Source organism: Acidobacteriota bacterium (genome assembly GCA_028874215.1).
GTDB lineage: Bacteria > Acidobacteriota > UBA6911 > RPQK01 > JAJDTT01 > JAJDTT01.
In genome coordinates, this window is the sequence record JAPPLF010000041.1 from 44,294 (window position 1) to 56,349 (window position 12,056).

Genomic DNA, 12,056 nt, shown 5'->3' on the forward strand with positions numbered 1-12,056 from the left:
AATGCGGCTGTATTGGCCTCCATTTCGGAGCGCAACGCTGCCGTATTGGCCTCCAAGTCGGAACGCAACGCCGCCGAACTGGCCTCCAGGTCGGAACGCAACGCCGCCGAACTGGCCTCCAGGTCGGAGCGCAACGCTGCCACATTCGAGTCCAGGTCCCGTTTCGTGGCGGCGGTGTCTCGACTCTCCTGAATAGCGAAAACGATCGCCTCGGCCTGTTTGGTTGCAATTCCGGTGGCTTCAAGTCTGCGGGCGGTGGCCAAGGAATCGAATGGAGTGCTCATCTGTGTATCTCCCAAATCATGGCGGAACGGAGTATTGACTTCAATACACACAACGAGTCCGGGGGTGTTTCCATGAATGGCAAGCATTGACCTCGTGCAGGAAAGCAGGACTGCGCATCGCCCGGGAGGAATCCCCACGCCTGCAATCGCGGCGCCGAGTGGGTGTGATTCCGGCGTCCTTCCCCGCGGAACCAGACGATTCCCGGGTTGTGGACTCGATACCTTCGACCCTCTACCATTACTGCCCGTACCAAGAGCCTCCGTGGCATCCGGATGGCGCACGAATGCGTTGGCAATCGGAAAGGGCGGCCGCGGGATTCGCTGCCGTTTCCGCTTGGTCGCGGGACTCTGACCACGGATTGTTATCGCCGACAAGGAGAACTTCATGCCAGTAACTTCATGGACGGAGGAGTCGTTTTCGGGCCTCAGATGGCGTCTGGCGGGACCGTTCCGGGGGGGGCGGGTGGTGGCGGTGGCGGGCCATCCCACCGACCCAATGGTCTTCTACTTCGGCGCCGTCGCCGGCGGCGTCTGGAAGACGGAAGACGGCGGCACCTACTGGGAGAACATCTCCGACGGCTTCTTCAACACCTCATCCATCGGCGCCCTGGCCGTCTCCCCGTCCGATCCCAACGTCATCTACGCCGGGACCGGAGAGACCACCATCCGCACCGACGTCTCCTACGGCGACGGCGTCTACCGCTCCACCGACGGCGGCAAGACCTGGACTCACCTGGGGCTGGAGGAGACCCGGCATATCGGAGAGATTCGAATCCATCCCGAGGACCCGGACCTGGTCTATGTCGCCGCCCTGGGGCACGCCTTCGGGCCCAATCCCGAGCGAGGGGTCTATCGCAGCCGGGACGGCGGCGCCAACTGGGAGCAGGTGCTGTTTCAAAGTCCCCGCGCAGGAGCGGTGGATCTGGCCATGGACGCGGCCAATCCAAGGATCCTCTTCGCCACCGTCTGGCAGACCCACCGCCACTTCTGGGAGCTCTCCAGCGGCGGCCCCGACAGCACCATCTACCGCTCCACCGACGGCGGAGACACCTGGACCGACATCGGACGGAACAAGGGCCTGCCCAAGGGCATCCTGGGAAAAATAGGGATCACCGTCAGCCCGGCCCGGCCGCAACGGGTCTGGGCCATCATCGAGGCTGAAAAGGCCGGCGTCTACCGCTCCGACGACGGCGGGGACACCTGGGAGCGGCTCAACAGCTCCCGGGACCTGTTGAACCGTCCCTGGTACTACCTTCACATCTTCGCGGACCCGCAGGATCCGGAAACGGTCTGGGTCACGAATCTCAGCACCTGGAAGTCGACCGACGGGGGACGAAACTTCTCCCGGATCTCCACCCCCCACGGCGACGACCACGACATGTGGTTCGATCCCGCCGATCCGCAGCGCATGATTCAGGGAAACGACGGGGGAGCCTGCGTCAGCTTCAACGGCGGCGCCACCTGGTCCACCATCTACAACCAGCCAACGGCCCAGATCTACCGCATCGACGTGGACAACCGGTATCCCTACCGGATCTACGGGACCCAGCAGGACAACTCCAGCATCGCGGTTCCCAGCGCCACCGAGTTCGGCGCCATTCCCTGGGGGATGTGTTACGCCGCCGGCACCGGGGAGAGCGGATACATCGCGGTTCATCCGGAGGACCCCGACATCGTCTACGTCGGCGCCGTGGGCAGCTCGCCGGGTGGGGGGGCTCCGCTGCAGCGCTACGACCGGAAGACCCGCCAGATCCGCTTGGTGACGGTCTGGCCTGATCTGGCTTCCGGCCGTCCTCCGGCCGATCTGAAATACCGGTTCAACTGGACTTTCCCCATCCTGTTCTCCCCCCACGACCCCGGTCTGCTGTACGCCGCCGGCAATCGGGTCTTCCGCACCCGGGACGAGGGGAGCAGTTGGCAGCTCATGAGCCCGGACCTCAGCCGCCAGGACCGGTCCAAGCTGACCGCTTCGGGCGGCCCCCTCACCAAGGACGTCAGCGGAGCCGAGGTCTACGCCAACGTCTCCACCCTGGTCGAGTCGCCACTCACTCCGGGGCTGCTCTGGGCCGGGACCGACGATGGCCTGGTCCATGTCACCCGGGACGGCGGCGAGAACTGGAGGGAGATCACGCCCCCCGAGGTGGGCGATTGGTCCCTGATCTCCAGAGTGGCGGCGTCGCCTCACGACCCGGCCGCCGCCTACGTGGCCGCGACCCGCTACAAGCTGGACGATTACGATCCCTACCTCTACGTGACCCACGACTATGGTGAGACTTGGCACGATCTGGGACGAGCCCTGCCGAGAGGAGAAATAACGCGGGTGATCCGGGAGGACCCGGTTCGGAAGGGTCTGCTCTACGTGGGGACCGAGACCGGCGTGTTCGTCTCCCTGGACGCGGGGGAGTCCTGGTTTCGGCTTCGAAACAACCTGCCGGTGGCTCCCGTCTACGACCTGGCGGTCAAGGACGAAGATCTGGTGGCGGCCACTCATGGGCGGTCCATCTGGATCCTGGATGACGTGACGCCCCTGAGAGAGGCGGCAGGCGGAGACCCGGAGGATCCGGCCGCCCTGCTTCCGCCGCGGACGACGACTCGGATGTGGCTCCAGTGGGGCGCGGCCGCGGGCGACCGGCCGGACAAGAACTACATGTTGGGACTGGGAATGGAAGGCACCTACCGCCAGGATCCCACCGAGGAGAACGAGCCCCGTCTCCAGGGCCTGAACGTGGGCGAGAACCCGCCCCGGGGTGTCATCGTCTACTACTACCTGGGCGAGGTCCCTTCCGAGGACCTTCGTCTGACCTTCCTGGACGCAGAGGGAAACGAGATCAAGACCGTTCACCGCAAGCATGAAGGAGACGAGTCTCCGGCCGGTGACGACAACGGCGACGCTTCCAGGAAAGAGCGCTATCTGACCGGGCACGCCGGCGTCAACCGCTTCGTTTGGGATCTCTGCTATCCGGAGGCGGAGAGTTTCGCCGGCGACGTCGCCGCCAAGGGGGCGGAAACCTCCGTGATGGCCGCGCCGGGAACCTATCGAGTGGTGCTGAAGCTGGGGGACCGGAGTTGGACGCAGGATTTCCGGCTCACCAAGGATCCCGGGTCGTCCGCTTCGCAGGAGGACCTGGAGGCCCAGTTCCGGACCCTGATTCGAATCCGGGACAAGGTGACCGTAACCCACCGGGGCCTCGCGCGGATCGCCCGGATTCGGGACCAGGTGAAGCGGTGGGTCGACCGGTTGCAGGAGGCCGGTCCGGAGGAGGCCGCCCGGGAAGCGACGAAACAGGCGGATGGTCTGGGCCGGAAGCTGGATGTGATCGAGGCTGAACTGGTGACCTTCAAAGCCGAGGGAGACTTCGACTGGATCCGGATCCCGGCAGGTCTCAACTTCCGGCTGATCTCCTTGATGAGCGTCGTCTCCTCCGCCGATGAGGCTCCGACGCAGCAGGCTCTGGACGTATTCGAGCACCTCTCGGCCGAAGTGGATGCCGCCCTAGGAGAACTGGACGATGTGGTGGACCGCGAAGTGGCCACTTTCAATCGCCTGGTGGCGGAGACGGGAATTCCTGCGGTGGGGTGACGCCCGGCGCGCCGGGACGGCCGCCCGGACCCGCCGTCACTCTCTCTTTTCCGGCCAGTTCAAGTGCTTGTGCAGGAACGAGAAGGTGCCTTGGCCGTTGATGGTGTGCGGTCCCACGAACCACTCGATCTCGACCCGGTCGGCCAGGCCCAGGCGCGCGGAGTACAGGTGGCGCACCTTGGCGAATTCATAGCCCACCATCTCGTCGGGGGCCACGCCGTCGAAATGTCCCCGCTCCACCATGAAGGGCCGGGGGGCAATCAGGGCCGCCATCTCCGCGTAGTTGAACGTGCTGCCCAGGTCGAACTCGAAGATCTCGTACTCTCCATGGAAGACGTAGCTGTACCTGGCTCGGGATGAGGCGTTCTTCCAGACCCACTCGTTGAAGTCGGCCGAGCAGATGGAGAGGGCGTAGTCGGTCAACAGGGCAGGAACCCGCATGGCCGTCTTCCCTCCATAGCTCAGGCCGTAGAAGCCGATCCGGCCGGGGTCCACCCAGGGGAGGGTCTTGAGCCAGTCCAGGATCTGCTGGTGTTGGGCGGCGATGATGGAGAAGAGGGACTTCTTGAGGGGGTTGGCCTTCCGCTGCAGCGTGCGGAAGCGGTCCCGGAAGATGTAGAGATTCTGAGGGGCGAAGGTGATGAAGCCCCGTTCGGCGAGCTTGGCCGTAAAGTCGTGATAGGCCCTGTGGTCGCCGCGGATGGTTTCCTGGGGCCGCCCTTCCAGGCCGTGCTGGCAGACCACCACCGGCCGCCGCTCGCCGGGGACCAGATCCTTGGGAAGAAGCAGAATCCCGTAGGCGATGACGTCGGGGTAGACGTCGAGGACCACCTCGTGCCCGGTCCAGCCGGGGGCGTCGTAGATCGGGCGGGTGCGGGGATTGAACGGCAGTCGATCGTCGTGGAACCAGCCGATGACCTCCTCCCGGAAGATCTCGCGGTAGTCCCGCGTACTCTTCCGATAGGCTTCCAGGGAGGTGGTGTCCAGATTCTCCATGAAGGTTTGACGGACGTAGGGGCTCTCGGAGAGCAGCCACTGGTTGTGGCGGTCCATTTCGCCGACCTGGCGCTCCATGCGGACCCCGGGATCGAAAGAGTCCGGCAGGAAAGAGGGGGCAGGACCGGAGGGAGCCGGTTCGAGTCCGCTTGAGAGCGATCCAAGCAGAGAGGTCAGGGCGGGGTCGCCGCCTGCGGGACCGGCGCCCCGGGGACCACGGGTCACGAGTTGGATCCGGTCTGCGGGTTTCAGTCCGGCCACGAATTCCTGGGCCCGTCGGACCTCCCGGCGAACGGTTTCGAGTGGCGGCGTGTCCAGAATCGCCGGAGCCCCACCTTCTCCGGGCAGCGTCAACTCGGGACCCCTTGCCGCTTCGACGATCAAGGAACGAGGTGCGATCATCGAGGCCAGTTCCGCGTCCCCGAACTGCTCCAGCAGCCCGAAGACGTTGCGGTCGATGGGTTGTTTCCAAATGTTGCGCCGGTCGCTGAAATACCCGCTCACCAGGGCGGCGTCGATTCGGGTGTCCAGGGCGGCCGCATAGAGCGCGAGGCCACCTCCCTCGCCATAACCGGCAATACCGATACGGGGGTCGCCGCCTTCGGCGTCCTGTGTGAACCAGTCCACCAGGGCCAGGAGCTTCTGGATCTCGTAACCCAGCAGGTGCCGGCCCAGTTCGAAGGCGGACCGGTAGATGAACTCCCGATGCGTCAGGAGGGGACGCCCGATCCGCCTCTTCCTATCCCGGCTGATGAGGGCCGGAACCACGACCCGGCAGCCGCTCTCGGCCAAGCGGCGCGCGAACTGGGATGCGGCAGGGACCCCGGGAATCAGGCCGGCGATCTGTTCCGGGCTCTGGTCCGCGTCCGGGACGGCGATGACGTCGGCGGCAGGCCGGCCCTGCCGGGGAACCAGGAGCAGCCCTTCTCCATGCATCTGGCCGACGGAGGGCCAGCGGATGGAGAACACATCGTAGGATTCGGTCCCCCCGATGCGGGCGCTTTGCCGGACCGTGGCCATCAGTTCCGGACTCGAAAAGGGCACCCGAGGATCCCGGACTCCCAGGATGTGAGCCAGCCTCTTCCGGTTCGGCTCCAGGGATCGGGCGTAGTTCCCGGGGGATGAGAAGTCGCGGTTCCAGTGTCGCGCCCGGGTCCGGCGGGAGTTCTCCAATTTGCCCAGGAGGAAGCGGTCGGCGCCGGCCACCAGGTGGGAAGCGATGTCTCCCGTCATCTCCAATGGCTGCGTCCGGCGCGAGAGCTCTGAAGCGGGCTGCCCGAAGGCTATCCGGCCATCCGCCCAAGACGCCAACAGGACACCCGCCAGAACCAAGAAGGGAGAAATCTTCACCATTGGGACCCTACGGGTGCGGCGGCCGGTTTGCAATTCCAGTTGGCGGACCGTGCCGCTCACAGCGGATAACCTTGGATACGGGCCGAGATCCATGCCGCGACGGCGCCCGCCGCCAGGTAACCGGCCATCCCGGCCAGGAGTCCGGCCCAGAGGCGGGACCGAAGCCTGAGACCCCACCAGGCGCCGGCGATCGCTCCGGCGGTCATCCCTGCAAAGGGGACATAGAATCCGAGCTTCCCCTGGCTGCACCAGGGGCACCAGGGTCCCTGGAGGTTATGCACGTTGCAGGAGGCCATCCCCTCCATGAGCGTGCAGCCGCATCCGAAAAGAAGACCGCAGTAGGCGGTGACGGTGGCCGCCTCCACGACGAGCAGGAGCGCAACGCAGATCAACAGCCGTGCCAGCATATCCGGAACCCAGTGTACACCGCCGCCTCCGTCCCGGCTGGAAAGAGAATGCTCGCCAGGGTGATGGGCGATAATGATCCCGCCGGCCGGGTTTGCCGTCGCTGGCGGGGATTTCGGTCATTTGAACTGCCTTCGGCCCAGCGCATAGTATGGAGGCGTTTTTTACTTGTGGAACGAGAGGAAGGAGGCCATGAGCACCACCGGGAAGACGTTGGCTCGCGGTGATCGGGTTGCAGGGTACAACTTGGAGGAGATTGAGGCGCGCCTGGAGTCCTGCGAGGGGATCTCCGGCGTGTGCAAGACCGATCTTGCCACTCCTTCCCTGCTGCTGGATCTGGATCTCTTCGAGGCCAACGTCGAGACCATGGCCCGCCACGCTGCAAGCCGCTCCATCGGAATGCGGCCTCACTCCAAGACCCACAAATGCCCGGAGGTTGCGCGGCGCCAACTGGATGCCGGCGCTCTGGGAATCTCCACGGCCACCGTCTCCGAAGCCGAGACCATGGCCCGAGCCGGCATTACCGGCCTCCTGATCACCTCCGAGATGGCGGACCCCAACAAATTTCAGCGGCTGGTCCGCTTGACCCGGCGCCATCCCGACACCATGGCGGTGGTCGACCATGTGTGGCAGGCGGAGCAGATGAACCATGCGGCCGTGGCTGGAGGAGTGCACCTCAATATCATGCTGGACATCGATCCGGCCAACCGCCGAACCGGGGTCGAAGCCGGACAGCCGGCGCTCCGTCTGGCCCGGGCCGTGGACCGCCTCTCGAATCTGAATCTGAGAGGGGTCCACTGCTACTGCGGAAAGTCGTCCCACGTCCACGGTTTCGAAGAGCGGCGGCGGCACTCGCAGGAATCCATGGCCGCTCCACTGGAGACCTTCTCCAGGATGCGGAAGGATGGGCTCCCGGTGGAAATCTTCTCCGGTTGCAGCACCGGGACCTACAATATCGATTCCGAAATCGAGGGCATCACCGAGATGCAGGCAGGTTCCTACGTCTTCATGGACCTGGATTACATGCGCATCGGTGGCCGAGGGGGCGATGTCTACGATGACTTCGATCCTGCCCTGACGGTCCTCTCCACGGTCACCAGCAGGAACCTCTCCGGCCAGGCCACGCTGGATGCCGGGCTCAAGGCCTTTTCCACCGATCGGGCCTTCGGGCCGCGGCCGGTGGGGATCGAAGGCGCGGGCTTTCGATGGGGCGGGGACGAACACGGCATCCTGACCCTGGAAGCGGCCGGCGCCGATGTCCGTCTGGGCGACAAGCTGGAATTCTATCCCCCCCACTGCGACCCCACGGTCAACCTCTACGATCGCATCTACTGCACCCGGGGCGATCAGGTGGTGGAAGTCTGGCCGATCCTCGCCCGCGGCCATCGCTAAAAAGGTCCCGCGCCGGCGGTAGATCCGGATGCACCCGGGGGGCACGGAGGGAGGCAAGAATGCAGCTGTCCGAACTGATCGTCCGGGAAGCCAGGGAACGGGGCCTGAACCACTACTTCGGCATCCCGGGAAGCGGGCTGCCCCTGGACATCATGGATTGGGGGCGGCGTCTGGATCTCGACTTCGTCACGGTGGCCCATGAGTCCTCGGCGGCCATCATGGCTGCCTACTATGGACTCGTGAGAGAGACGGCGGGTCTGGCCCTGGCGGTCAAGGGCGTCGGAGCCGGGAACCTGGCGGGTGGGGCCGTCAACGCCTACTTCGAGCGCGTCCCCGTCGTCTGTTGCTGCGAGCGGAGTCCATTGTCCACCGGCCACCTGGAGCTGGTCTGCCAGTGCTCCCACGGGAAGCTCTTCGACTCGGTGGTCAAGTCGCAGTGTACGGTCTCTCTCGACTCGGCTCGGGAGAGTCTTCGCGACGCCTTCTTCCAGGCGTCCGATGGCCGTCCGGGTCCGGTGCTGCTGGACGTTCCTACCGACCTGTCGACGGCTTCCGTGCCGGGTGGGACGCTCGCTTCGCTTGAGGCTCGTCCGTCCGCACAGCCCGACGAATCGAAGCTCGCAGTTCTCCGGAAGGCGTTGTCAGAGTCCCAAAGACCGGTGGTCCTGGCGGGACAGGACGTGGTCCGGGCCGGTGCCTGCGCATTCCTGCACTCGCTGGTCGAATCCCTGGGAGCCGCGGTTCTGGTGGAGATGGACGCCCACGGAGTCTTTCCCGAGTCCCACCCCCTGTGGGCCGGGACCTTCGTGGGACACCAGATTCCCCACACGGTGGAGGGAGAGCTGGTCCCGCAAGCCGACTTGGCGCTTCTGGTCGGCTGCGACAGCCTGGTTTCGGACAAGAAGTGGGAGTCGGCGGCCCCCGTCTTCGAATTGGCCCAGCGGGAAGAGTACGAATCGCTGGCGGCCAGTCCCCGCCTTCGGATCGACGGCGATCTGAAAACCTCTTTGACGCGGCTGCTTCCGCCGGCCCCCCAGGCCGGATTTCCGCCGTCGCAAATCGCGAAGACCCGGGAGCAGGTTTTGCGGCACTTCCGGCGTCCGGGTGACGCCCGGCTGGCGGCTCAGGACATTATCGAGATCACGCGGACCCATCTGCCGGATGACGGCCTTCTGATTTCCGAAACGGGGATCTTCATCCTGATGTTGCATCATCTCTGGCCCGTGGATCGCCCCGGCAGCCATCTCTGCACTTCCGGCGGACGCACCATGGGCCTGATGCTTCCGGCGATCCTGGGGGCCAAACTGGCCCGGCCCGAACAACCCATGGTGGGCATTGGAGCCGATGGCAGCACCTTGATGCGGCTGGGGGAGTTGGAGGTCTTCGCCCGCACCGGAGTCCGGGTCCCTCTGGTGATCCTGAATGACCACGCGCTGGGCACCATGAAGTCGAGGCAGCAAAGCCGGGGTATGGAGGACTACGGGCTGGATCTGCACCCCATCGATCTGGCGGCCGTGGCCCGGGCCTCGGGTCTGGCCGGTGTCGTGGTCCGGACGCCCGAGGAATACGAAACGGAACTCAAGAAGGCTCTGGTTGCCGACACCACCACTCTGATCGACGCGCGGGTGGACCCTCAGGCCTACCAGGACAGCTTCGCCGCCACCATCGGGATCATCTAGCCACCCTCCCGCAACGGCAGCCAGCGGGGGTGATCGGCTCCCCGGCCCTGCAGGCCGCGGGTGAGGCGCCTGGCGTTGGTTCCGTTGGACTCCACGCACCAGATCTCCGGCATCCGCCCTGTCTTGGCCCGGCAGAAAACGATGGTGCGGCCGTCGGGAGATTCGCTTGCCCTCAGGTCCCAAACGGGGGGGCGGCTCCCGGTCAAGTACCGGATTTCGCCGCCGCCGGGGTCGATCCGGCAGATCTCCGTGCCGCCCCGGGCCGATGCTGGCTTGTAGTCGCGGTTGAAATGGTCCGTGTCCGGACGCTGCGGCTGGTATTCCCAGGGCACCTTGCTGCCCGGGAGCTTTCGCGAAAAGAGAATGGCGCCGTCTCGAGTCCAAGAGAGCATATTTGACCCGCCGCCGCGGTTTCCCGGACTGCCGTAGCTGGCGCCGAACCAGTGGGACTGTCCCCGGGTCAGCACCCGCTGCTCCGATCCGTTGGGGCGGCTGACGCAGACATCGGACCAGTCGTGACCCGGATCTTGCCGGAAGCGGCAATCCAGGTAGGCGAGCCATGCTCCGTCGGGCGACCAGGCGGGCCCGAAGTAGAGATGGTCCGGATGGGCCGCAACCAGGGTGCGGCGGCGGCCTTCGAAATCGCTGGTCCAGACCTGGTAACCCGCCGGGCCGGCCAGGTGAAAGGCGACCCGTCTCCTCTCCCGGTTCAGGCTGAAGCCGTAGGGGAGGCCTTCTCCCGCAGCCGTGAACTCGCGGGCATCGCTGCCATCCAGGTTCATGCTGAAGATCTGTCCGACCTGGTTTCGGAAGACCTGCACCAACATGCGTTGGTCGTCCAGCAGCAGTTGGGGAGTGTAGAAGACCGCCATCCGGTCCCGGGTGGCGATTTCGGTGAGACGTTTGTCCTGGAGGTTATAGGTCCAGATATGGGTGGGGGTCCGGGTGTAGTACTGGGCGAAGGGGCGGCCCGGACCGTCCCGGCGCGCTTCCATGCTCAAGAGCAGGATTCTCCGGCCGTCGCGGAAGAACCCGGCCGGCTGCCACGTCACCTGGTCCGGCTCCTGGAAATCCAGAACTTGCAGATCCCCGCCGGCAGCGTCCATGATGGCCGTCCTGCCCGCCGTCGTGAAGATGATACGCATTGCCGAGCCGGGCGAGGCCGACGTCGCGGAGGCATGACGGGCATTCGAGGTCAGGGCGGACGCGGAGAGGAGAGAAACCAGGAGATCGCGGCGGGAAAGGCAGTCTTCCATGGCCCGTTTCTGCTCCGGCCACCAGTGATGGAGAGTCCGCATGGTGACGTCAACCCCCGGGTCTGTAAAGTCGTTGCGGTGAAGGAAGGATCGAGCCGTTCCGCCTCCTTGGCCATCCTTGCGGCGGCATCCCTTCTGCTCGCGGGCTGCGCGGCGGGTCCACGCGATGGGGAGGCTGGTCATGAACCGCCGGCGGATCTGGACTTCCACCGTCTCCAGGTCGAGCCCCTGGTCCACTCCACCTATCCCACCTATCGGCGCTACCACGACGCCCTGGCCCCCCAGGTGGTGGTCATCACGGCACGGGGTCTGGAGCGGATCGGCTGGGAGGATCGTCCTGAGAGGGCCTCCTGGCTCCTCAGGCTGCCGGAGGAGATTTACGTCAATGGACGGAAGCTCCACTACCAGGTGGGGATGCGATGGGTGAATGCGGGAGAGCGGTGGACCTATTCCGGCGCGCCGGTCAGGGATCTCAACGGGCTCTGGAAGCTGGATCCAAAGCACGATTTCTATTACTACCTGCTCGACGAAGCCGCGGCGACGAAAGCTGTTCTGGGCCGTCAGTCGGCCGGCATCCATGCGGACTCCACGGGCGCACACTATTCCGTGTCAGTCACCAACAGCTCCGGTGAACCCTGGAGAGATGTCCATGCATGGATCTGCCTGGACCATTATCACGCGCCGGTCACCGGATACCGGCCCTATCTCAAGGTGGGATCGTCCTGGACCGAATACCAGAGCCTGCCCGGTGTCGGAGCTGCCACGTTTCTTCCGGTGGAGGGAAGAAACGGTGAATTTTTCCGGGTCCGGCCCGGGTCGAAGGCGTCCTCCTCCGTGAGCTTCCCGGGGGTCGTCTGCTGGAACATCACGGACAAGGGGCACCTCCTGACCGCGCATTTTTCGCAAGATGCTCTGGCTGTGCTGGCGAATCAGAATGCCCCCTGCACCGATCTGCTACTCTGGTTCGGCGACCTGCGGCCCGGCCAGCGGGTCACCCGCGGCGGAAGCGTCCTCATCGTTCGCGCCAGCCTGGAGGAATTCCGGCGGCGGGAGGGCAGCGTGATGCGACTCTTGGATCGAAGCGGGAAAGAGAACCCGCCGGGTCCGTAGT

Annotated in this window: 8 protein-coding genes; 4 read left to right on the plus strand and 4 right to left on the minus strand. The window is 65.4% G+C overall.

Annotation, left to right across the window (positions count from 1 at the left end; all coding sequences use genetic code 11):
- The coding region (locus tag OXT71_07540) for a hypothetical protein (protein ID MDE2926232.1) at positions 1 to 284 on the minus strand (284 nt) is incomplete at its 3' end.
- A gap of 385 nt (positions 285 to 669) precedes the next feature.
- Between OXT71_07540 and OXT71_07545 the strand changes: the two genes are divergently transcribed.
- On the plus strand, positions 670 to 3,864 hold the full coding sequence (locus OXT71_07545; protein ID MDE2926233.1) for a glycosyl hydrolase: 3,195 nt from the start codon (positions 670 to 672) through the stop codon (positions 3,862 to 3,864).
- 36 nt (positions 3,865 to 3,900) lie between these two features.
- On the opposite strand, the gene OXT71_07550 is transcribed toward OXT71_07545, so the two are convergent.
- Both OXT71_07550 and OXT71_07555 read right to left on the minus strand, forming a co-directional pair.
- Positions 3,901 to 6,213: a dienelactone hydrolase family protein gene (locus OXT71_07550; GenBank protein MDE2926234.1), complete on the minus strand. Its 2,313-nt coding sequence runs from the start codon at positions 6,211 to 6,213 to the stop codon at positions 3,901 to 3,903.
- Positions 6,214 to 6,269: 56 nt separating this feature from the next.
- Positions 6,270 to 6,620 (minus strand): hypothetical protein, encoded by a 351-nt coding sequence (locus OXT71_07555; protein ID MDE2926235.1) that lies wholly within the window; start codon positions 6,618 to 6,620, stop codon positions 6,270 to 6,272.
- 190 nt (positions 6,621 to 6,810) lie between these two features.
- Here OXT71_07555 and OXT71_07560 point away from each other — a divergent pair, with 190 nt between their 5' ends.
- Together OXT71_07560 and OXT71_07565 are read left to right on the plus strand one after the other, a co-directional pair.
- Complete coding sequence (locus OXT71_07560; GenBank protein MDE2926236.1) at positions 6,811 to 8,010, plus strand: DSD1 family PLP-dependent enzyme; 1,200 nt, start codon at positions 6,811 to 6,813, stop codon at positions 8,008 to 8,010.
- Between the two features lie 59 nt (positions 8,011 to 8,069).
- Positions 8,070 to 9,689, plus strand: a complete 1,620-nt coding sequence (locus tag OXT71_07565; GenBank protein ID MDE2926237.1) for a thiamine pyrophosphate-binding protein — start codon at positions 8,070 to 8,072, stop codon at positions 9,687 to 9,689.
- Here OXT71_07565 and OXT71_07570 read toward each other — a convergent pair.
- Positions 9,686 to 10,834 (minus strand): serine/threonine protein kinase, encoded by a 1,149-nt coding sequence (locus OXT71_07570; GenBank protein MDE2926238.1) that lies wholly within the window; start codon positions 10,832 to 10,834, stop codon positions 9,686 to 9,688. The two genes, OXT71_07565 and OXT71_07570, sit on opposite strands and share 4 nt — an antisense overlap.
- 33 nt (positions 10,835 to 10,867) lie before the next feature.
- On the opposite strand from OXT71_07570, the gene OXT71_07575 reads away from it, so the two are divergent.
- Positions 10,868 to 12,055: a hypothetical protein gene (locus tag OXT71_07575; GenBank protein ID MDE2926239.1), complete on the plus strand. Its 1,188-nt coding sequence runs from the start codon at positions 10,868 to 10,870 to the stop codon at positions 12,053 to 12,055.
- Position 12,056 lies beyond the last annotated feature (1 nt).

Coding starts and splice junctions, on each gene's coding strand:
- OXT71_07545 (MDE2926233.1), top strand. CDS start 670: ATGCCAGTAACTTCATGGACGGAGGAGTCGTTTTCGGGCCTCAGATGG.
- OXT71_07550 (MDE2926234.1), bottom strand. CDS start 6,213: ATGGTGAAGATTTCTCCCTTCTTGGTTCTGGCGGGTGTCCTGTTGGCG.
- OXT71_07555 (MDE2926235.1), bottom strand. CDS start 6,620: ATGCTGGCACGGCTGTTGATCTGCGTTGCGCTCCTGCTCGTCGTGGAG.
- OXT71_07560 (MDE2926236.1), top strand. CDS start 6,811: ATGAGCACCACCGGGAAGACGTTGGCTCGCGGTGATCGGGTTGCAGGG.
- OXT71_07565 (MDE2926237.1), top strand. CDS start 8,070: ATGCAGCTGTCCGAACTGATCGTCCGGGAAGCCAGGGAACGGGGCCTG.
- OXT71_07570 (MDE2926238.1), bottom strand. CDS start 10,834: ATGCGTATCATCTTCACGACGGCGGGCAGGACGGCCATCATGGACGCT.
- OXT71_07575 (MDE2926239.1), top strand. CDS start 10,868: ATGACGGGCATTCGAGGTCAGGGCGGACGCGGAGAGGAGAGAAACCAG.